General features: G+C 73.5%; 20 protein-coding genes and 1 riboswitch. Of the genes, 10 read left to right on the top strand and 10 right to left on the bottom strand.

The genetic code is table 11. The annotated features are described in order from the left end of the window. Window position 1: 1 nt before the first annotated feature. Window positions 2–730, top strand: a complete 729-nt coding sequence (locus OG580_RS07890) for a ZIP family metal transporter (protein ID WP_267042916.1) — start codon at window positions 2–4, stop codon at window positions 728–730. 2 nt (window positions 731–732) lie between these two features. Here the strand turns inward: OG580_RS07890 and OG580_RS07885 are convergent, their stop codons facing one another. The 7 genes from OG580_RS07885 to OG580_RS07855 form a co-directional block, all read right to left on the bottom strand. Beyond that, window positions 733–2,139, bottom strand: coding sequence for a cobyrinate a,c-diamide synthase (locus OG580_RS07885; protein WP_267042915.1), 1,407 nt, complete (start codon window positions 2,137–2,139; stop codon window positions 733–735). Then, window positions 2,133–2,741, bottom strand: coding sequence for a cob(I)yrinic acid a,c-diamide adenosyltransferase (gene cobO / locus OG580_RS07880; RefSeq protein ID WP_267042914.1), 609 nt, complete (start codon window positions 2,739–2,741; stop codon window positions 2,133–2,135). Before cobO ends, OG580_RS07885 begins: the two co-directional genes overlap by 7 nt. Then, window positions 2,741–4,813 (bottom strand): putative cobaltochelatase, encoded by a 2,073-nt coding sequence (locus OG580_RS07875; RefSeq protein WP_267042913.1) that lies wholly within the window; start codon window positions 4,811–4,813, stop codon window positions 2,741–2,743. Before OG580_RS07875 ends, cobO begins: the two co-directional genes overlap by 1 nt. A 91-nt stretch (window positions 4,814–4,904) precedes the next feature. After that, window positions 4,905–6,413 (bottom strand): cobyric acid synthase, encoded by a 1,509-nt coding sequence (locus tag OG580_RS07870; RefSeq protein ID WP_267042912.1) that lies wholly within the window; start codon window positions 6,411–6,413, stop codon window positions 4,905–4,907. Next, the gene (locus tag OG580_RS07865; protein WP_267042911.1) at window positions 6,410–7,384 is read right to left on the bottom strand and encodes a cobalamin biosynthesis protein; all 975 of its coding nucleotides are present in this window, start codon (window positions 7,382–7,384) and stop codon (window positions 6,410–6,412) included. The genes OG580_RS07870 and OG580_RS07865 overlap by 4 nt, the downstream gene beginning before the upstream one ends. Window positions 7,385–7,417: 33 nt before the next feature. Further along, window positions 7,418–7,550, bottom strand: a riboswitch (cobalamin riboswitch). A gap of 124 nt (window positions 7,551–7,674) precedes the next feature. Beyond that, window positions 7,675–7,896: a hypothetical protein gene (locus OG580_RS07860; RefSeq protein ID WP_267042910.1), complete on the bottom strand. Its 222-nt coding sequence runs from the start codon at window positions 7,894–7,896 to the stop codon at window positions 7,675–7,677. Window positions 7,897–7,908: 12 nt separating this feature from the next. Next, window positions 7,909–9,186 carry an inorganic phosphate transporter gene (locus OG580_RS07855; protein WP_267042909.1) on the bottom strand — a complete coding sequence of 426 codons (1,278 nt, stop codon included), beginning with the start codon at window positions 9,184–9,186 and terminating at the stop codon, window positions 7,909–7,911. Between the two features lie 408 nt (window positions 9,187–9,594). Between OG580_RS07855 and OG580_RS07850 the strand changes: the two genes are divergently transcribed. Together OG580_RS07850 and OG580_RS07845 are read left to right on the top strand one after the other, a co-directional pair. Further along, window positions 9,595–10,722: an alpha/beta hydrolase gene (locus OG580_RS07850; protein WP_267042908.1), complete on the top strand. Its 1,128-nt coding sequence runs from the start codon at window positions 9,595–9,597 to the stop codon at window positions 10,720–10,722. 274 nt (window positions 10,723–10,996) lie between these two features. Next, window positions 10,997–12,349, top strand: a complete 1,353-nt coding sequence (locus OG580_RS07845) for a hypothetical protein (protein WP_267047932.1) — start codon at window positions 10,997–10,999, stop codon at window positions 12,347–12,349. Window positions 12,350–12,385: 36 nt separating this feature from the next. Here OG580_RS07845 and OG580_RS07840 read toward each other — a convergent pair whose 3' ends face one another. Next, window positions 12,386–12,787, bottom strand: a complete 402-nt coding sequence (locus OG580_RS07840) for a VOC family protein (RefSeq protein ID WP_267042907.1) — start codon at window positions 12,785–12,787, stop codon at window positions 12,386–12,388. Window positions 12,788–12,868: 81 nt separating this feature from the next. Further along, entirely contained in the window at window positions 12,869–13,759 is an 891-nt protein-coding gene (locus OG580_RS07835; RefSeq protein ID WP_267042906.1) for a neutral zinc metallopeptidase, read from the bottom strand. Window positions 13,760–14,023: 264 nt separating this feature from the next. Here OG580_RS07835 and OG580_RS07830 point away from each other — a divergent pair, with 264 nt between their 5' ends. The 3 genes from OG580_RS07830 to OG580_RS07820 all read left to right on the top strand — a co-directional run bounded on the left by OG580_RS07830 (window position 14,024) and on the right by OG580_RS07820 (window position 17,150). Beyond that, entirely contained in the window at window positions 14,024–15,622 is a 1,599-nt protein-coding gene (locus OG580_RS07830) for an ABC-F family ATP-binding cassette domain-containing protein (protein WP_024756250.1), read from the top strand. Between the two features lie 375 nt (window positions 15,623–15,997). Further along, window positions 15,998–16,219, top strand: a complete 222-nt coding sequence (locus tag OG580_RS07825) for a helix-turn-helix domain-containing protein (protein ID WP_267042905.1) — start codon at window positions 15,998–16,000, stop codon at window positions 16,217–16,219. A 130-nt stretch (window positions 16,220–16,349) separates the two neighbouring features. Then, window positions 16,350–17,150, top strand: a complete 801-nt coding sequence (locus tag OG580_RS07820; protein WP_267042904.1) for an enoyl-CoA hydratase/isomerase family protein — start codon at window positions 16,350–16,352, stop codon at window positions 17,148–17,150. A gap of 31 nt (window positions 17,151–17,181) precedes the next feature. Here the strand turns inward: OG580_RS07820 and OG580_RS07815 are convergent, their stop codons facing one another. After that, window positions 17,182–17,895 (bottom strand): hypothetical protein, encoded by a 714-nt coding sequence (locus OG580_RS07815; RefSeq protein WP_267042903.1) that lies wholly within the window; start codon window positions 17,893–17,895, stop codon window positions 17,182–17,184. Between the two features lie 93 nt (window positions 17,896–17,988). On the opposite strand from OG580_RS07815, the gene OG580_RS07810 reads away from it, so the two are divergent. Genes OG580_RS07810 through OG580_RS07795 form a run of 4 tightly spaced genes read left to right on the top strand, consistent with a single transcriptional unit; the run spans window position 17,989 to window position 19,689 of the window. Next, window positions 17,989–18,465, top strand: coding sequence for an Asp23/Gls24 family envelope stress response protein (locus OG580_RS07810; RefSeq protein WP_267042902.1), 477 nt, complete (start codon window positions 17,989–17,991; stop codon window positions 18,463–18,465). Between the two features lie 46 nt (window positions 18,466–18,511). Next, window positions 18,512–18,703 (top strand): hypothetical protein, encoded by a 192-nt coding sequence (locus tag OG580_RS07805; RefSeq protein ID WP_024756245.1) that lies wholly within the window; start codon window positions 18,512–18,514, stop codon window positions 18,701–18,703. 6 nt (window positions 18,704–18,709) lie between these two features. Further along, the gene (locus OG580_RS07800) at window positions 18,710–19,054 is read left to right on the top strand and encodes a hypothetical protein (RefSeq protein WP_267042901.1); all 345 of its coding nucleotides are present in this window, start codon (window positions 18,710–18,712) and stop codon (window positions 19,052–19,054) included. Further along, on the top strand, window positions 19,051–19,689 hold the full coding sequence (locus tag OG580_RS07795; protein ID WP_267042900.1) for a DUF6286 domain-containing protein: 639 nt from the start codon (window positions 19,051–19,053) through the stop codon (window positions 19,687–19,689). Before OG580_RS07800 ends, OG580_RS07795 begins: the two co-directional genes overlap by 4 nt. Window position 19,690 lies beyond the last annotated feature (1 nt).

Raw genomic sequence — 19,690 nt, 5'->3', positions numbered from 1 at the left:
CATGGCTGTAGTCGTCGCGCTCGGCGCGTTCCTGATGACGCTCTTCGGCGGCTGGGTCGCGCAACGCGTCACCGACCGCCGCCACCTCGTCCTCGGCCTCGCCGGCGGACTCATGCTCGGCGTCGTCGGACTCGACCTCCTGCCGGAGGCCCTGGAGGCCGCGGGGGAGGAGGTCTTCGGTGTCCCCGAGGCGCTGCTGCTCTTCGTCGGAGGCTTCCTCTTCGCCCATGTGGTGGAGCGCCTCCTCGCCGTCCGTCAGGCGGCACACGGGGTCGGGTCCGACGAGCGGGTCCCGCAGGTCGGCCTCACCGCCGCCGCCGCGATGGTCCTGCACAGTCTCATGGACGGCATCGCCCTCGGCGCGGCCTTCCAGGTCGGCGGCGGCATGGGCGCCACCGTCGCCCTCGCCGTCATCACCCACGACTTCGCCGACGGCTTCAACACGTACACGATCACGAGCCTCTACGGGAACGCCCGCCGCAAGGCCATCGGCATGCTCGTCGCCGACGCCGTCGCCCCGATCCTCGGCGCCGCCTCCACCCTGCTGTTCACCCTTCCGGAGGAACTGCTCGGCAGCTATCTCGGCTTCTTCGGCGGTGCCCTGCTCTACCTCGCCGCCGCCGAGATCCTGCCCGAGGCCCACCACGAACACCCCGCCCGCTCGACCCTGCTGTGCACGGTCGCGGGCGTGGCCTTCATCTGGCTCGTGGTGGGCGTCTCCGGCGGTTGATCTCACGCGACCGGACCGCCCGCGCAACGCTCGACGAACCGTGCGGCCACCTCGGGAGCACCCGCCCAGTGCGTGTGCACGTAACTGGCGTGCACCCCCTGCTGGACGAAGCCCTCGACGCGCCGCTCGGGCTGCCGCAGCCCCCAGGCGGCGGTGGCCCCGGCGCCCGGCTCGATCACGGTCCGGTGGAACTCGTGCCCCCGCATCCGCGCCCCGGCCGGCGCCAGCACGCTGTCGCTCACGGCGACGGCGTCCCGGTACCCGAGCGTGAGCCGCTCCGACATCCGCGCGTCCGCGTCGAGCACACCGCACATGGGCGTCCCGTCGAGGGACCGCGACAGGTACAGCAGCCCGGCACACTCGGCGGCGATCGGCGCCCCGGTCGCCGCGAGCTCGGCGACGGCCTTGCGCAGCGGCTCGTTGGCGGACAGCTCGGAACCGTACATCTCGGGGAACCCGCCCCCTATGACGAGCCCGGAGGTCCCCTCGGGAAGGCTCTCGTCCCGCAGCGGATCGAAGGTCACGACCTCGGCCCCGGCAGCGGTGAGCAGCTCGGCGTGCTCGGCATACGAGAAGGTGAACGCGGCCCCGCCTGCGAGTGCGACCACCGGCCTGGCTGTGGGCATACGTTCCGCAAGGGCGGAACGGGTGGGCACAGCCCACCCACCGGCGGACACCCGCCCCGCAAGCTCAGGCGCCCAGGCCTCGGCGTGCAGCTCAGGCGCGCTGCGGGCCAACGCCAGAAGGGCCTCCAGGTCGCATCCCTGGCGCACCTGCTCCGCCTGCGCGGCCACCGCCTCCACCGCCGCGGCCTGCCGCTCGGCAACAGGTACCAGGCCCAGGTGCCGAGAAGGCGTGGCGACGGCAGGCGCCCGCCGCAGCACACCCAGCACCGGCACCCCCGACTCCCCAAGGGCTTCCCGCAGCAGATGCTCGTGCCGATCCGTGGCGACCTTGTTGAGGATCACGCCCCCGATCCGCACCTCCGGATCCCACGACGCGAACCCGTGCACCAGCGCCGCCACCGACCGCGACTGCGACGACGCGTCCACGACGAGCACCACCGGCGCCTTGAGCAGCTTCGACACCTGCGCGGTGGACGCCAGCTCCCCCTGGTCGGCGGCCCCGTCGTACAGGCCCATGACCCCCTCGACCACGGCCAGGTCGCAGCCGCGCGACCCGTGCGCGAAGAGCGGCGCGATCAGCCCCGTACCGCACATGTACGCGTCGAGGTTGCGGCCCGGCCGGCCGGTCGCGAGCGCGTGGTAGCCCGGGTCGATGTAGTCGGGGCCGACCTTGTGCGGGGAGACGGCCAGACCACGGCCGGCGAACGCGGCCATCAGGCCGGTCGCGACCGTGGTCTTTCCCGCGCCCGAGGAGGGCGCGGCGATGACGAGACGTGCTACCACTCGATGCCCCGCTGGCCCTTCTGACCGGCGTCCATCGGGTGCTTGACCTTGGACATGTCGGTGACGAGATCGGCGAAGTCGACCAGCTCCTGCGGCGCGTTGCGCCCGGTGATGACGACGTGCTGGTGGCCGGGACGGTCGCGGAGGACCTCGACGACCTCCTTGGTGTCGATCCAGCCCCAGTGCAGCAGGTAGGCGAACTCGTCGAGGACGTAGAACGTGTACTTCTCCTCGGCGAGGTCGCGCTTGACCTGCTCCCAGCCCTCACGGGCCTTCTCCTCGTGCGACTGCTCGCCCTCGGCGACCTCGCGCTGGATCCAGGACCAGCCCTCGCCCATCTTGTTCCAGGTGACCGTGCCGCCCTTGCCGGTCTCGCCGAGCGCCTTGAGGGCGTTCTCCTCGCCGACCCTCCACTTGGCGGACTTGACGAACTGGAACACCCCGATCGGCCAGCCCTGGTTCCAGGCGCGCAGCGCCATGCCGAAGGCGGCGGTCGACTTCCCCTTGCCGACGCCCGTGTGCACCATCACCAGTGCCCGGTTGCGGCGCTGACGCGTGGTGAGTCCGTCGTCGGGCACGACGGTCGGCTGTCCCTGCGGCATTAAGCGGCCCTCCTGGTTGTCTGATCTGCCTGTACGTCCCTGACGAGGCCGGCGATCGAGTCTGCGCGCAGCTCGTCGAGGGTGACGGCGGTGCCGCCGAGTTCGCGTGCGAGGCTCCCGGCGAGGCCGAGCCGCACCGGACCGGTCTCGCAGTCCACGACCACGCTCGCCGTGCCGTCGGCGGCGTGCAGCCGCGCCGCGCGGGCGGCCAGCGCCACCGGGTCGGCGCCGCCGCCGGTCGCCCGTCCGTCGGTCACGACGACGAGCAGCGGACGGCGCGAGGGGTCCCGCAGTCGCTCGATCCGCAGGACGTCATGGGCCTTGAGCAGCCCGGCCGACAGCGGCGTACGGCCACCGGTCGGCAGCTTCTCCAACCGGGCGGCGGCCGCGTCCACGGACGAGGTCGGCGGCAGCGCGAGCTCGGCGGCCCGGCCCCGGAAGGTGATCAGGCCGACCTTGTCGCGCCGCTGGTAGGCGTCGAGGAGCAGCGAGAGGACGGCGCCCTTCACGGCGCTCATGCGCTGCCGGGCCGCCATCGAGCCGGAGGCGTCCACGGCGAAGAGCACCAGGTTCCCCTCGCGCCCCTCACGGGTGGCCTGCCGCAGGTCGTCCCGCCGGACGACGAGCCCGGGGCCGGTCCGCCCGCGCGCCCGCTGGTGCGGGGCGGCGGCCTGCACGGTCGCCGCGAGGTGCAGCTTGGTGAGCGCGCCCCGGGGCCGGGTGGATCCGGTGGTGCGGCCGTGCTCGGTACGGGCCCGGGAACGGCGCCCGGCGGCGCCCTCGCCCAGCCCGGGCACGCTCAGCATCTTCGTACGGAAGGGCTCGGCGGCCTTGACGGCGCCACGCTCACCGGCGCCGGAGCCCTGGGGAGCCGGGGCCGGGGCCTCGGCGGGTGCGGGCGCCTCGGCGGGGGTCTCCTCCGGGACACCGTCGGTCTCGGGGGCCGGACCCTCGCCCTGCGGCGGAATGCCGCCGCCACCGCCGGGACCACCACCGCCGGGACCGCCGTCGCCCGGACCGTCCGGCTCGGGGTCCTCGTCGGGGTCGGTCCGCGGCTCCTCGCCCTTGAACTGCTCCAGGGTCTCGTCGAGCTTGTCCTCGTCGAGGCCGGGCGCGTCGAAGGGGTTGCGCCGCCGCCGGTGGGGGAGGGCCAGGAGCGCGGCCTGCCGCACGTCGTCGGAGGTGACCTCCGTCCGCCCGGCCCAGGCGGCGAGGGCGGTCGCGGCCCGCGCCATGACGATGTCGGCGCGCATGCCGTCGACCTCGAACGCGGCACAGGTCGCGGCGATCTGGAGCAGCGCGGCGTCCCCGAGGGTCACCTTCGGCAGCAGGGTGCGGGCCGCGACGATCCGGTCCCGCAGTGCGCTCTCCTCGTCCGCCCAGCGCGCGGCGAACACGGCCGGGTCGTCCTCGAAGGAGAGCCGCCGTCGGACGACCTCGACCCGCTGCTCGGGCACGCGGGAGGCGGCGACCTCGACGGTCAGCCCGAACCGGTCGAGCAACTGGGGCCGCAGCTCGCCCTCTTCGGGGTTCATGGTCCCGACGAGCAGGAAGCGGGCGGCGTGCCGTACGGAGACGCCCTCGCGCTCCACGTGGGAGGCGCCCATGGCGGCGGCGTCGAGGAGGTGGTCGATCAGGTGATCGCTCAGCAGGTTGACCTCGTCGACGTAGAGGATGCCCCGATGGGCCGCCGCGAGGAGCCCCGGCTCGAAGGCCTTCACGCCCTCGGCGAGCGCCTTCTCGATGTCGAGCGCGCCGACGAGCCGGTCCTCGGAGGCGCCGACGGGCAACTCGACCATCCGCGCGGCCCGTTCGGCCCCGGGGGCGGCGGCGTGCGGACCGTCGGGGCAGCCGGGGTCGGGCGAGACCGGATCGCAGCTGAAGCGGCAGCCCGCCACCACCGGTACCACCGGCAGCAGATCGGCGAGCGCGCGGACGGCGGTGGACTTGGCGGTCCCCTTCTCGCCCCGGACGAGCACACCGCCCACCGCCGGACTGACCGCGTTCAGCAGCAGCGCGAGCCGCAGATCGTCCATGCCGACGACGGCCGTGAACGGATACCGGGTGCTCATCGGTTGGTCACTCCCTCAAGTTTGATTCGCTGCTGCATCAGGCCCACCGGCCCGAAGGCCGCCGACGGCGGGCAACCACCCACGGGCGCGTTCACGGCGCACCCGGCGGCACGAACGGCAGCCCCGCCGGGGCCCCCTCCTCGATCAGCCGCAGCAGCGCGTCCGTGTCCGCGTGCTCCTCGATCAGATCGCCGAGCCGGTCCAGCTGCTCTTCCCGCAGCGTGCCGAACGACGTGTCCGGGGCCGGCACGAACCGCCGCCCCGCCGCCGCCGCGACCTCCCGCAGGAACGCCCGGCGGAACCCGTCGCTCTCCAGCGAGCCGTGCCAGTGCGTGCCCCACACGGAGCCGACCCGGCAGCCGTCCAGGAACGGCTCTCCACCGTCCACCGAGGCGACGCCGTGGTGGATCTCGTACCCCTCGACCCGTTCCCCGAGCGCCTCGCCGACCGGCCGGGCGAGGGTCTTCTCGGGCGCGAACCGCACCCGTACGGGCAGCAGCCCGAGCCCGGCGACGGCTCCCGCCTTCGACTCGACGTCGTCCTCGATGTGCTCACCGAGCACCTGGAAGCCGCCGCAGATCCCGAGCACCGGCCGCCCCTCGGCCGCGCGCCGCGCGAGCTCGTCCGCGAGCCCCCGCTCCCGCAGCCACGCGAGGGCCTTCACCGTCCCCCGGGTGCCCGGCACGACGACGAGGTCCGCGTCGACGAGCTCCTCCGGCCGGTCCACGAACCGGACGACGACGCCCGGCTCGGCGGCCAGCGCGTCCACGTCCGTGAAGTTCGACATGAGCGGTACGGCGCAGACGGCGACCCGCAGCACGTCCGCGCCGACCGGCGGCGCGACGACGGACTCGCGCACGGTGCCGCGCAGCGAGACCCGGAGCCCGTCCTCCTCGTCGATGCCGAGCCCGTGCGCGTACGGCAGGACACCGTAGGTCCGGCGCCCGGTCAGCCCGTGCAGCATGTCGAGCCCGGGCTCCAGGAGGGTCACGTCACCCCGGAACTTGTTCACGAGGTAGCCCGCGATCAGCTCCTGGTCCTCCGGCGCGAGCAGCGCCGTCGTCCCGAAGAACTGCGCGAAGACCCCGCCCCGGTCGATGTCCCCGACCACCACGACGGGCAGCCGCGCGGCCCGTGCGATGCCCATGTTCACGATGTCCGTGCGCCGCAGGTTGATCTCGGCCGGACTGCCCGCCCCCTCGCAGATCACGGCGTCGTACATGCCCCGGAGTTCCTCCAGGCACGCCATCACCGGCTCGAAGAGTTCCTTCTGCCGCCCTCCGTGGTAGCCCCGGGCGCTGAGCTCGCCCACCGGCTTGCCCATCAGGACGACCTGGCTGGAGCGGTCGCTGCCCGGCTTGAGTAGCACCGGGTTCATGAGCGCGGTCGGCTCGACCCGGGCGGCCTGCGCCTGCATGGCCTGGGCCCGCCCGATCTCGGCGCCCTCGCGGGTCACGAAGGAGTTCAGGGACATGTTCTGCCCCTTGAACGGCGCCACCTTCAGGCCCTTGCGGACCAGCCAGCGGCAGATGCCGGCCGTCACGACGCTCTTGCCGGCGTCGGACGTGGTCCCGGCGACAAGCAGGCCCCCACCCCTCATGCGTTCCTCCGCTTCATGGCACCGATGATCAGACGGCCGCCGACACAGGCGGCCAGGGTCAGCGCGGTCACCCGGCGGGAGAGCCGGACCGCCCGTTCGATGTCGGCGACCTCGACGGGCCGCCCTTCCCCGTTGAGCACGGGCCGGTGCTCGACCCGCCCGGCGTACGAGAGGGTGCCCCCGAGCCGTACGCCGAGAGCGCCCGCGAAGGAGGCCTCGACGGGCCCCGCGTTGGGGCTCGGGTGCTTCTCCGCGTCCGCCCGCCAGGCCCGTACGGCGCCCCGCGGATTCCCTCCGGCGAGCGTCGCGGCGGCGGCCGTCAGCCGGGCCCCGGGCCAGCCGGCCACGTCGTCGAGCCGGGCCGAGGCCCAGCCGAAGCGGCGGTGGCGCGGGGACTTGTGGCCGACCATCGCGTCGAGGGTGTTGACGGCCCGGAAGGCGACGAGGCCCGGCACGCCCGCGACGGCGCCCCAGAAGAGGGCGCCGACCACGGCGTCGGAGGTGTTCTCGGCGACGGACTCGACGACCGCGCGGGCCATCGCGGGACCGTCCAGGGACTGCGGGTCGCGCCCGCACAGGTGCGGCAGCCGCTCGCGGGCCACCTCCAGGTCCCCGACGGCGAGCGCCCCGCCGATCGCGCGGGCCTCCCGCCCCAGGGTCGTACCGCCGACGACGGCCCAGACGGAGGCGGCGGTCAGCGCCACGGCGGCGGCCGGCCGGTCCCGTACGACCCGGGTGGCGAGCGCGCCGAGGGCGGCGGTGGAGCCGACGCAGACGGCGGTGTGCAGGGCGCCCCAGCCGCGGTGGTCGTGGTGGAGGCGCTGCTCGACGGCGGCGGCAGCGCGGCCGAAGACGGCGACGGGGTGTCCGCGGCGGGGGTCGCCGACGAGCTGGTCGACGGCGAGCCCGAGGGCGGCGCCGTACGCGAACCCGTCCCGGGAGAGGCGGCTGGATCTGATGCGGCCGGGCATGGCGCATGTCCTCACTCAGGGTCCGCGCCCTGGATCGACGTGACGGGCGGCGAGAGTTCCTGACTCCCGGACCCTTCGGATCCGGTCACAGTGGCGGGACCGCGCCGGATTCGCACCGGACTTCCTCTGCTGCCGCCGTAATGGCCTCGGCAGTCCACCACGCTCCGCGAACACCCGTCAACCCACCCTTGACCTGCGACGGGTCACTGTGCGAAGCACCACAAACACGGCGGCCGGGCGGCCCGCACCCGAAGGTGCGGACCGCCCGGCCGCCGTGAGAGAGGGGACCGTCAGACGACGATCAGGTAGATGCCGTACGCCACGGCCGCCAGGCACAGGGCGAAGCAGGCGTACGCGCCGGTCCGGGCCATCGTGGCCGAACCGCCCTGGGCGGCGGCCTGCTCCTGCTTGGAGAGGCCGATGATGCCGAGGGTGAAGAGGCCCACGAGGGCGACGGTCGCCACGAGGCTGACTCCGAAGACGGAGCCGAGAGCTGCCCAGTCGATCTTCATGTCGTTGGTTCCTTACACCGCTGCGGCGGGGGCCGGGGGAGCGGCCGGGTCCGTGGGAACCGGCGAGGGGATGGTGGTCTTCAGGTCCTCGTCCGCGACGGCGGCGACGGAGCCGGCGGCCGGCGGCGGGGTGACGGCCGCGATGGCGGTGGTCACCACACCCGCGGGCTCGGACCCGCCGTCGAGGTCGTCGTCGTCGGTGACGTTGTGGTGGTCGACCGGCTTGCGGCGGGACAGCGCCCAGATGACGGCCGAGCCGGAGACCAGCAGGACCGCGACGGCGGCGATGCCCCAGGGGCCCTGCTTGGTGAGGAACTCGGCACCGGCGCCGACCAGGCCCGCGGCGGGCAGGGTCAGACCCCAGGCGACGAACATCCGGGTGGCGGTCGACCAGCGGACGACACCGCCCTTGCGGCCGAGGCCGGCACCCATCACGGCACCCGAGCAGGACTGGGTGGTGGAGAGGGAGAAGCCGAGGTGCGAGGAGGCCAGGATGACCGTCGCGGCGCTGGTCTGGGCGGCGAAGCCCTGCTGCGGCTGGAGGTCGGTGAGGCCCTTGCCCATGGTGCGGATGATGCGCCAGCCACCGAGGTAGGTGCCGAGCGCGATCGCGACACCGGCGGCGACGATGACCCAGAGGGGCGGGTTGGAGCCGGGGGCGACGACACCCTGGGTGACCAGGGCGAGGGTGATGATGCCCATCGTCTTCTGGGCGTCGTTGGTGCCGTGGGCGAGGGAGACGAGACCGGCGGAGGCGATCTGGCCGACCCGGTAGCCCTTGGCGGTGTGCTTCGTGTCGGTGTTGGCGCCGATCTTGTACGTCAGCCTGGTGGCCAGCATCGCGGCGAGACCGGCGACGAGCGGCGCGGCGACGGCGGGGATGAGGACCTTGGTGACGATGGTGGGGCCGTTCACGGCCGACCAGCCGGCCGACATGACCGCGGCGCCGATGAGGCCGCCGAAGAGGGCGTGGGAGGAGCTGGACGGCAGGCCCAGGAGCCAGGTCAGCAGGTTCCACAGGATGGCGCCCACGAGCGCCGCGAAGATCACTTCTGTGCGAATGCCCTCTTCGTTGATGATCCCGCCGGAGATCGTCTTGGCGACCTCCACGGACAGGAACGCCCCGACGAGGTTCAGCACGGCGGACATGGCCACCGCCGTCTTGGGCTTGAGTGCACCGGTCGAGATGGTCGTGGCCATCGCGTTGGCGGTGTCGTGGAAACCGTTCGTGAAATCGAACACGAGAGCTGTCACGACCACAATGGCGAGCAGCAGCGTGATGTGTTCCATTTACCCAGGCAATCGTTTGACGTCAGTGGCTCGACGAACGTAGGCAACCTGAGTGAACGGAAGGTGAACTGGGTCGGGCGACGTGGTGTCCCCATCCGGTGTCAAGAGATTCCGCTTAGCGCCCGGACGGCGACGCCGTCCACGATGCGGTCACCCCGCAACCCCGGGTAATCCGGGCGATCGCGGGGCATCCGCGACGTGACCCGGTTCCTCCCCCGCCACCCGGTTCCGCCCCCTGGACCGAACCATCCGACCGGGGGACCCCGTCGAGGAGACCCATGTCACTCCCCAGGGGGGTGCGGGACGCTGAGGGGCACGGGGCCCAGGAGGTCACGGGAGGCGCGCGGAACACCCCCCGGCCGGGTCCGCCCGGTGGCAGGCCGGCCCGGTCCTGCCGACACTGGGAGCGTGCGCCCGGCTACAGCGACGGCAGCGGCCGTCACCACTCTGATCGGTGTCGGCGCGGTCGCGGTAGCGGCCGGCCGGTACGCCAGCGACGTCGCCCTCAGGGCGCCGTCCGGACGACCCCTGCCCGGAGACCCCAAACTCACCGTGCACGCCACGGGCCCCGAACGGATCACCCTCACCCGCAGCCTCGCCTCCCTGCGCCCCGGTACCTACGGGATGGAGGCCCCAGGCCTGCACGCCGTCCTCGGCCCCGTACTCGAACGGGTCCCCCACACCGCCGACACCGTCGTCCGCCGCCTCGAACGCGTCGAGTTCGGCGTCCTCGGCCCCGGCGCCCGCGTCCGCCTCACCCCTCAGCTGCACCGCGGCACACCGGTCTCCGCCCTCGGGCTCGCCCACGAGGACGTCGAGATCCCCGGCGAGCTCGGCCCGCTGCCCGCCTGGCTCGTCGCCGGCCCGCGCACCACGTGGGTGATCGCCCTGCACGGCATCGGCACCACCCGGGAGCACCCCCTCAATCTCGTCCCCTTCCTCAGCCGGCGGAAGGTCCCGGTCCTCATCCCCGCCTACCGGGGCGACGAGGGGGCGCCCGCCTCCCCGGACGGCCTCGCGCACCTCGGCGACTCCGAGTGGCGGGACGTGGACGCCGCCATCCGCTACGCCGTCCGCCGGGGCGCCGAGAAGGTCGTCCTGCACGGCTGGGGGACCGGTGCCGCGATGGCCCTGCGCGCCGCCGCCGAATCGGGGGTACGGGACCGGATCAGCGGCCTCGTCCTCGACTCCCCGGTCCTGGACTGGGAGGCCACCACGCGCAGCCTCGCTTCGGCCCACCGGGTCCCGGGCCCGCTGCTCCCGCTCGCCGTCCGCGCCGCCCAGGGCAGGACGGGGCCGCACGGCGACCTGCTCCAGGCCGCCTCCGAACCGGGAGCGCTGCGCGTTCCGGTCCTCCTCCTGCACGGCCCCGACGACACGATCGCCCCCTGGGGGCCGTCCATCGAGCTCGCGGCCCGCCGCCCCGACCTGGTCACCCTGCAGACGGTCCGGCACGCCCCGCACGCGTCGATGTGGAACGCCGACCCCGTCGCCTACGAGGAGGCCCTGCGCCGCTTCCTCACCCCCTTGCTCTGAGGGCCGCCCGGGCAGCCGCCCCGAGGGCCGCCCGGGCAGCCGGTCCGACAGCCGTCCGGGCAGCGCTCCGACGGCCGTCCGGAAGGCCGCCCGGGCAGCACTCCGACGGCCTCTCCGACGGCCGTTCCGACGGGGCCGTGGATTCCGATTGGGCTTTCGGGCCGTCAGCGGGAAGACTGCCCCCGTGACGTCTCGAAAGCCCGATGAACCATTGGCGCGCAACTCCAGACTCCGACTCGTCCGCCCGCGGGCGCTGGCCACCGCCCGACGGGCCGTGACGACCCGGCGCACCCGTCCGGCGCCGCGGCCGCCCGAGGGCACTCCGCCCCGCGCGGAACTCGCCCGTCAGGCCCGGCACGTCCTCGCCGACGCCGTACGGATCGCCCGCTGGGCCGCCGTCGAGCGTGGTCCCGAATCCGCGCTCCGTACCGGCGTCGACGCCGTCCCCGCCCAGGAACGGGCCGCGGCGGCGCTGAACCTGACCTCCGGCCAGATCCGGGCCGGCTGGGACCGCGCCCGGCTCGCGGGGCTCGTCGAGCTCCACGGCGACACCGCCCGCCCCGGCTGGCGGCTGCACGCCTGGGACCGCGACGACTCCGCCGTCCTGCGCGGCTGGGTCGCCCTCTTCGACGCCTGGTCCCTGGTCCACCCGGCCCCCGAGGGGGTCGCGCCGAGCGCCGTCGCCGAGGTCGTCGAGGCCGTCCCGCAGGTGCTCTCGCTGCTCCAGCTCTCCCAGGGCCCGGTCCTCGTCCCGGCCCTCCTCGACCTGCTCGGCCAGCGCGTCGAGGAACTGCGCGAGGAGCGCTGCGAGGTCCCGGTCGCCGGACCGGCCCCCGACCGGACCCCCGCCCCGGCGGACCCCTCCGCCACCGCCCAGGACACCCCCGGCACGGACGGGCTGCCCGCCCTCCTCGACTGGGCCCTGGAAGGCCTCGCGGCCGTCGGCGCGCTCACCCTCGACCCCGGTACGGACGGCCGTCATGCCACCCTGACCCCGCTCGGCAACTGGGCGGTCTGGGTCAAGCTGGAGCAGATCTGCGTCGCCGCGCAGAGCCCCGCCGGCAACATCGAGCAGTCCGCCGAGGACATGCTCCGCGGCTGCGCCCGGCTCACCCCGGGCCCGGCCCGCGCCGAGTACCGCGCCTGGCTCGCCGCCCGCACCCTCTCCAGCGCGGTCGCCGAGCTCCTCGCCGTGGCCCGCGGTGAGGACGCCCTGCTGCGCGGCCTCGCCTTCGAGGCGCTCCGCGTCGTCGGGGCCCCCGCCGAGGCCGAGGTCCGCGCCACCGTCGCCGAGCCCTCCCTGCGTCCGTACGCCCTGCTCTGGCTCGCGGAGTACGAGGGTGCCGACCCCGACGACGCCCAGGAGGTCCTCACCCGCGAGGAGGCCACCTGGCTCTGGGTGGACACCGCGGCCGCCGTCGCCGACCACGGCGAGAGCGAGCTGCTCGTCCGCCACCTCGAATCCGCCGTCCAGGGCACCGTCCCCGCGCTGCTCGACGAGGTCAGGGCCGTGGGCCACCCCCGGACCGTCCAGGTCCTGGTCGCCCTGGCCGCCGCCCATCCGGACCCGGCCCTGTCCAAGGCGGTCCGCAGGGCCGCCTTCCAGGTCCACACCGGCGGCGCCTGACACTCCCGGGCCGTCGGCCCGAGGCCCGGCGCCCGGCTACTCCGCGGCGCCGGGCGTGTACGTCCCGAAGCTCCAGATGTTGCCCTCGGCGTCCCGGGCCATGTAGTCCCGGGAGCCGTACTCCTGGTCCGTGGGCGGCATGACGATCTCGACGCCGTGGGCGACGGCCCGCGCGTGGTGCTCGTCCGCGTCGTCCACGTGCACGAAGACGCCCACCGGGCCCGCGCCGGCCATGAGCTTGTCGAACTCGCTGCCGGTGCCCTTGCTGCCGAGCATCACCATGCCGTTCCCGTACGACAGCTCGGCGTGCGCGATCCGCCCGTCCTCCGCCTCGTACACGGCGCTCGCCGTGAAACCGAAGCCCTCCGTGAGCAGCCTGATCGCGCCCTTCGCGTCCTCGTACGTCAGCGTCGGACAGATGTGGGGTGCCTCGGCCATCCCGATCACTCCTCTCGATGCGGCATGCCTCATGCCTCCGAATGTGACCTGGATCTCAGTCTGGCAGTCCCCTCGGACATCTCAGCGGAAGGTGTTGCACTGGGCCATGTCGCCGGTCCTGTAGCCCTGGTGGAACCACTGCTGCCGCTGCGCCGCCGAGCCGTGCGTCCAGCTCTCCGGGGTCACCCGGCCCTGGAACCTCTCCTGGATCCGGTCGTCGCCCACCGCGGCCGCCGCGTCCAGGCCGTCCCGGATGTCCTCGTCCGTGAGCCGGGTCAGCAGCGGTCGGCCCGTCTTGTCGTCGGGGGTGGACGTCGCGTGCCGCGCCCACACCCCGGCGTAGCAGTCGGCCTGGAGCTCGACCCGTACGGCGTTGGAGTTCGCGCCGGTCCGCCCGTCCTGGGCGCGGCTCAGGGTCCCCATCAGGTTCTGGACATGGTGGCCGTACTCGTGCGCCACCACGTACGCCTGGGCGAAGGGTCCGCCGCTCGACCCGAACGTGGTCCGCAGCTCGTCGAAGAAGCCCAGGTCCAGATAGACCTGCCGGTCCCCGGGGCAGTAGAAGGGGCCGACCGCGGAGGTCGCCGAGCCGCACGCGGTCCCGACCCGCTGGGTGAACATCACGGTGGCGGCGCCCCCGTAGGTCCCGCCCCGGCGCGCGTACTCGGTCCGCCAGAAGTCCTGGACGCTGTTGACGACGGCGACGATCCGGCAGTCCTCGCGGGTGTTGGCGTCCGAGCCCTTCCTGCAGGTCTGGTTCACCTGGGTCGCGGAGGACGCGCTCGCGACGGGCTCGTCACCGCCGGAGGTGAGTCCGAGCTGGTCGGGGCCGACCCCGAAGAGCACGCCCAGGATCAGCGCGATGAAGCCGATGATGCCGCCGCCGACGGTCGCCTTGCCTCCCGGGATGCGGCCGCTCCGGACGTCCCGGACCTCCGAGGTGTCCAGGTCGGCGTCGTCGTCGAACTGCACGGTCCACCACCCTCCGCGTCACTGCCGCGGCAGTGGCCGCCGCCCTGCGCCGAGTATCGGACGATCTCCACCGGCTCGCCCCTTTTGCGGGACATGGGAAGAAATGTGAGATAGCTCCGATCTCGGCCCGGAGCCCCGTATGGCCGAAAAGCAGTTGCAGGGGCCCGTTAGACTGGCCGTATGGCCATTCTCCCCGTGCATTAGCGGCGTCGAAGCCTTCACCAGCCGTCCTTCCGCCGTTTCCCACCGCCCTGGAGTCTGTCCGTGATCACCGCCACCGGCATCGAGCTGCGCGCCGGCGCCCGCGTCCTTCTCGAGTCCGCTTCCTTCCGCGTCGCCAAGGGCGACCGCATCGGCCTCGTCGGCCGCAACGGAGCGGGCAAGACCACGCTCACCAAGTGCCTCGCGGGCGAGGGCCAGCCGGCCGCCGGCGCCATCGCCCGCTCCGGCGAGGTCGGCTACCTCCCGCAGGACCCGCGCACCGGCGACCTCGACGTGCTGGCCCGTGACCGCATCCTCTCCGCCCGCGGCCTCGACACCCTGCTCAAGAAGATGCGGGCCAACGAGGAGCGCATCGCGACCGGCTCCGGCGGCACCCGCGACAAGGCCATGCGGCAGTACGAGCGCCAGGAGACCGAGTTCCTGACCAAGGGCGGTTACGCGGCCGAGGCCGAGGCCTCCACCATCGCCGCCGCCCTCGGCCTGCCCGACCGGGTCATGGGCCAGCCGCTGCACACCCTCTCCGGTGGTCAGCGCCGCCGCGTCGAGCTCGCCCGGATCCTCTTCTCGGACGCCGACACGCTCCTCCTCGACGAGCCCACCAACCACCTCGACGCCGACTCCATCGTCTGGCTGCGCGACTACCTGAAGACCTACCGCGGTGGCTTCATTGTCATCTCCCACGACGTCGACCTCGTCGAGACCGTCGTCAACAAGGTCTTCTACCTGGACGCCAACCGCACCACGATCGACGTCTACAACATGGGCTGGAAGCTCTACCAGCAGCAGCGCGAGGCCGACGAGAAGCGCCGCAAGCGCGAGCGTCAGAACGCCGAGAAGAAGGCCGCGTCCCTCAACTCGCAGGCCGACAAGATGCGCGCGAAGGCCACCAAGACCGTCGCCGCGCAGAACATGGCCAAGCGCGCCGAGCGCCTGCTCTCCGGCCTGGAGGCCGTGCGCGCCTCCGACAAGGTCGCCAAGCTCCGCTTCCCGGACCCGGCGCCCTGCGGCAGGACCCCGCTGACCGCCGAGGGACTCTCCAAGTCCTACGGCTCGCTCGAGATCTTCACCGACGTGGACCTCGCCATCGACAAGGGTTCCCGCGTCGTCATCCTCGGCCTCAACGGCGCGGGCAAGACGACCCTGCTGCGGCTCCTCGGCGGTGTCGAGAAGCCCGACACGGGCCAGGTCACCCCGGGTCACGGTCTGAAGCTCGGCTACTACGCCCAGGAGCACGAGACGCTCGACCCCGAGCGGACCGTCCTGGAGAACATGCGCTCCGCCGCGCCCGACCTCGACCTCGTCGCCGTCCGCAAGACCCTCGGGTCGTTCCTCTTCTCCGGCGACGACGTCGACAAGCCGGCCGGCGTGCTCTCCGGCGGCGAGAAGACCCGTCTCGCGCTCGCGACCCTGGTCGTCTCCTCGGCGAACGTGCTGCTCCTCGACGAGCCGACCAACAACCTCGACCCGGCCAGCCGCGAGGAGATCCTCGGCGCCCTGCGGACGTACAAGGGCGCGGTCGTCCTCGTCACCCACGACGAGGGCGCGGTCGAGGCGCTCGACCCGGAGCGGATCATCCTGCTCCCGGACGGCGTCGAGGACCTGTGGGGCGCGGACTACGCGGACCTGGTGGCCCTGGCCTGACCCGGCTCGTGGCTCCGGACGCCCCCGCGGGGCGCCCCGGAGCCCGAAGTGATCATTCAGGGCTGGATCATTCGGCTCATGGGTGATCCTTCATCTGAGTGAGGGCGTCTCGTACACCCCGGCGCGGTGCTCTGCCGAATCCTTCCGGCAGACCCGCGCCGTACGTGTGTTCCCCCCGCGCTGCTGACCTGGTACTTCCCCTGCCGGGCGATGCGGGGGAGGGTTTCCGCCCCTGCGGAATTCCTGGTTCCGATCGTGTCGGGGCCGTGCTCCTTTACGAACCCGTCGGTACGGACCTTGTCGAATGGGTGGCCAGGACGGCGGGTAGGGGTGATCATGAGAAGTCCAGAGCGCACTTCCCATGAGGAGGCACGGGTGGCCGAGACTCTGAAGAAGGGCAGCCGGGTGACCGGCGCCGCGCGCGACAAGCTCGCGGCAGACCTGAAGAAGAAGTACGACTCCGGTGCGAGCATCCGGGCGCTGGCCGAGGAAACCGGCCGCTCCTACGGATTCGTCCACCGGATGCTGAGCGAGTCCGGAGTCACGCTGCGCGGACGCGGCGGAGCGACACGGGGCAAGAAGGAAGCCTCGGTCTGACATCGGGGCGGCTCGACCGGGCCACCGAGGTCTCTCGGTGGCCACCCGGTCGGCCTCGCGGTCGGCCAGGTGGTTACTGTGCAGTCACTTAGCATCGTTGCAAGTGCTGCACCGGAACCGGAGGCGCCCCATGACCACGCTCGACGACTCTGAGCTCGTGTTCGACAAGGACGGTGTACGGCTCACCGTCGAGGACGCCGTTGCCACGGTGACCCTGACCAACCCGGCGAAGCGCAACGCTCAGTCTCCCGCTCTGTGGCGGGCGTTGACGGAAGCCGGCCGGTCGTTGCCCGGCAGCGTGCGGGTCGTCGTCCTGCGCGGAGAGGGAAAGTCCTTCTCCGCAGGGCTCGACCGGCAGGCGTTCACGCCCGAGGGCTTCGACGGAGAGCCGTCCTTCCTCGATCTCGCACGCGGTTCCGACGCGGACCTCGACGCCGAGATCGCCGAGTACCAGGAGGCGTTCACCTGGTGGCGCCGCAGCGACCTCGTGTCGATCGCGGCGGTCCAGGGGCACGCCATCGGTGCGGGCTTCCAGCTCGCCCTCGCCTGTGACCTGCGGGTCGTGGCCGAGGACGTGCAGTTCGCCATGCGTGAGACCAGCCTGGGTCTCGTCCCGGACCTCACGGGGACGCACCCGCTCGTCTCGCTCGTGGGTTACGCCCGCGCGCTGGAGATCTGCGCCACCGGCCGCTTCGTCCACGCGGCGGAAGCCGAGCGCATCGGTCTCGCCAACATCTCCGTGCCCGTCGACGAGCTCGACGCGACGGTACGGGACCTGAGCGCCGCCCTGCTCGCGGCGCCGCGCGCCGCGGTCAACGAGACCAAGGCGCTCCTCCAGGCTGCCTCCGGCCGCTCGTACGAGGAGCAGCGCACCGCCGAGCGGGCCGCCCAGGCCCGCCGCCTGCGCGACCTCGCGGGCCTCGGCGACTGACGTCGCACGGACCGACGTCACGCGGGCGCTCCTACCGCAGCTCCGAGATCAGCACCGTGACCGCCGTCGCCTCCCGGGTGGCGGCGGTCACGGCGTTCCGTACGGCGCGGGCCACGTCCAGGGGGCGGTGGCCGGCCGTCACCGCCAGCTCGATCCGTACCCGGCCCGGGGTCAGGGCGACCGGCGGGCCCAGCGCGTCCGTCACACCCGCCACCCCCTCCACCCGCAGCGCCGTCAGGGCGGCGGGGTCGTCCGTGGCGGGGGAGGGGCGCCCGGGTGGGGGCGCGGTCGGCCCGGAAGGCGGCGGTGCCGAGTCGAGCAGGTCCGTCACCCGCAGGTCCACGGCCGCCACCACGAGCCCGAGACCGTCCTCCGCCGCCGCGCGCAGTGCCTCCCGGAGCTCACCGGCGAGCTCGGGCAGCGGGCGCCCCGCCACCGCCCCGAACCCCGCCGAGATCCGCAGCGGCCCCGGCGGCAGCCCGCCCGGCGGCACCGTGAACGCCTCCGTCACCCCAATGGTCTCGTCGGCGGTCCCTTCGGTGGACTCCTCGGTGGTCTCCTCTGCGGGCCCGATCCGGAGCTCGCCCGGCACCACGCCCCGTACCGCCGCCGCGGCCCCGTCGAGGACGGTCCGCGCCGCACGTTCCGTGATCCACGCGCCGTCCGCCGCCGCCCCGAGTGGCAGCAGCCTGCCCGGTGCGAGGCGATCCCGTACCGCCGTCGTCCAACCCTCAGCCGTCGTCATTACCCCAGCCTGCCGTATCCCCGGCGCGGGACCGGGCAGCCGCCCTTAGTGTGGACAAAGAACCCCGAAATATCCCAGAAGGGGCGAAACCTCATGACGGACAGTGCACACTCCGGCGACACCTCGACCGACGACCCGCGCCGTACTTCCGTGACCAAGCGGGGCGGTGGCGCCCCGGCCTCCAGGGGCCGGACCACGATCGCCGACGGCGTCGTGGAGAAGATCGCCGGCCTCGCCGCCCGCGACGTCGTCGGCGTCCACGCCATGGGCAGCGGCCTCTCCCGCACCTTCGGAGCCGTACGCGACCGGGTGCCCGGCGGGGGCGGCGGCAAGGCGAGCGTCACCCGCGGGGTGAAGGCCGAGGTCGGCGAGGTGCAGACCGCGCTCGACCTGGAGATCGTCGTCGACTACGGCGTGTCCATCGCCGACGTCGCCGGCGACGTCCGGGAGAACGTCATCGCCGCGGTGGAGCGGATGACCGGCCTCGAAGTGGTCGAGGTCAACATCGCTGTCAGCGACGTGAAGCTCCCGGACGAGGAGGAGGACGAGCCGGAGCAGAGGCTCCAGTAGTCCGTCGGGCACCCGTCCGTCGAACAGGCCTCGAAAGGGGACAGGAATGAGCATGGCGGTGGTCGGCCTGGTGGCCGGCATGGCCCTCGGCTTCGCCGGGTACTTCGGCGGCTTCGGGGCGTTTCTGCTGGTCGCGGCCTTGGGCGCGATCGGCTTCGTGGCCGGCCGTTTCCTCGACGGCGACCTCGAACCCGGCGACCTGTTCCGGGGCCGCGAACGCGGCGACCGGCGGCGGTGACCGGGGGTGGCGGCGGACCCGGTCCGTGACCGAGGAGCGACCACGATCGCCGACCGTGTCGCCGCGAAGATCGCGTCCCAGGCGGCACGGGAGGCGATCGACGGCGTCCCCGAGGGGGGCTCCGCGCCGCACGCCTCGGTCGTCGTCCACCGGGACGTCGCCAGGGTGTCGGTGAGCCTCGAACTCGCCTACCCGTCCGACATCGGCCGCCAGTGCGGGGCCGTCCGGGGCCGGGTCCGCAGCCGCGTGGAGGGCCTCGTGGGCATGGAGGTCCACGAGGTCGTCGTCCACGTGGAGCGCCTCCACTCCGCGCACACCCGCCAGAGCACCCCGAGGGGCCGCCTCTCATGACCACCACCCCGGACCCGCACCCCACGGGGGACGAGGCCGACGACCCCCCGCACCCCGACTCCGTACCCGTCCTCGCCGACGTCCCCGCGCGGCCCGTGCGTCGCTTCTGGGCGGTGCGGCGCATTCCCGCCGCCGTGCTGGCGGCCGTCGTCCTCGGTGGGGCCGGGCTGCTGTTGTACGACGTGGCGTCCGTGCGGGCCGAGCGGTCCGCGATGGCCTGGCGGCGTGAGCTCGCCGACGCGCTCGCGAGCCGGCCGCTCGACAGCGCCTCGGTCCTCACCGGGGCCGCCCTCGCCGTCGTCCTCGGCGTCTGGCTGCTGATCCTCGCCGCGACCCCCGGCCTGCGCGCCGTCCTTCCCATGCGCCGCGACCACGCCGACGTACGGGCCGGGCTCGACCGCGAGGCCGCAGCCCTCGCCCTGCGCGACCGCGCGATGGAGGTCTCCGGGGTGCGGTCCGTCCGGGTGCGCGTCGGCCGCGCCAAGGTCGCCGTCCGCGCGGTCTCGCACTTCCGGCCGCTCGACGAGGTCCGCGCCGACGTGGAGACCGTCCTCGCCACCGGCGTCGACGAACTCGGCCTCGCCCATCCACCCGCGCTGTCGGTACGGGTGTCCCGCCCGCCCAGGAAGGGGTGAA

The sequence above is a fragment of the Streptomyces sp. NBC_00094 genome (assembly GCF_026343125.1).
In the GTDB taxonomy this organism is placed as follows: domain Bacteria; phylum Actinomycetota; class Actinomycetes; order Streptomycetales; family Streptomycetaceae; genus Streptomyces.
Note: the sequence above shows the minus strand (reverse complement) of the source record. Positions and strands in the feature narration are given on the sequence as shown.

Excerpts from the sequence above, each read along its gene's own strand:
- OG580_RS07810 (WP_267042902.1), top strand. The coding sequence starts at position 17,989 with ATGACGGACAGTGCACACTCCGGCGACACCTCGACCGACGACCCGCGC.
- OG580_RS07820 (WP_267042904.1), top strand. The coding sequence starts at position 16,350 with ATGACCACGCTCGACGACTCTGAGCTCGTGTTCGACAAGGACGGTGTA.
- OG580_RS07855 (WP_267042909.1), bottom strand. The coding sequence starts at position 9,186 with ATGGAACACATCACGCTGCTGCTCGCCATTGTGGTCGTGACAGCTCTC.
- OG580_RS07875 (WP_267042913.1), bottom strand. The coding sequence starts at position 4,813 with ATGAGCACCCGGTATCCGTTCACGGCCGTCGTCGGCATGGACGATCTG.
- OG580_RS07840 (WP_267042907.1), bottom strand. The coding sequence starts at position 12,787 with ATGGCCGAGGCACCCCACATCTGTCCGACGCTGACGTACGAGGACGCG.
- OG580_RS07870 (WP_267042912.1), bottom strand. The coding sequence starts at position 6,413 with ATGAGGGGTGGGGGCCTGCTTGTCGCCGGGACCACGTCCGACGCCGGC.
- OG580_RS07795 (WP_267042900.1), top strand. The coding sequence starts at position 19,051 with ATGACCACCACCCCGGACCCGCACCCCACGGGGGACGAGGCCGACGAC.
- OG580_RS07805 (WP_024756245.1), top strand. The coding sequence starts at position 18,512 with ATGAGCATGGCGGTGGTCGGCCTGGTGGCCGGCATGGCCCTCGGCTTC.
- OG580_RS07860 (WP_267042910.1), bottom strand. The coding sequence starts at position 7,896 with ATGAAGATCGACTGGGCAGCTCTCGGCTCCGTCTTCGGAGTCAGCCTC.
- OG580_RS07865 (WP_267042911.1), bottom strand. The coding sequence starts at position 7,384 with ATGCCCGGCCGCATCAGATCCAGCCGCCTCTCCCGGGACGGGTTCGCG.
- OG580_RS07815 (WP_267042903.1), bottom strand. The coding sequence starts at position 17,895 with ATGACGACGGCTGAGGGTTGGACGACGGCGGTACGGGATCGCCTCGCA.
- OG580_RS07890 (WP_267042916.1), top strand. The coding sequence starts at position 2 with ATGGCTGTAGTCGTCGCGCTCGGCGCGTTCCTGATGACGCTCTTCGGC.
- cobO (WP_267042914.1), bottom strand. The coding sequence starts at position 2,741 with ATGCCGCAGGGACAGCCGACCGTCGTGCCCGACGACGGACTCACCACG.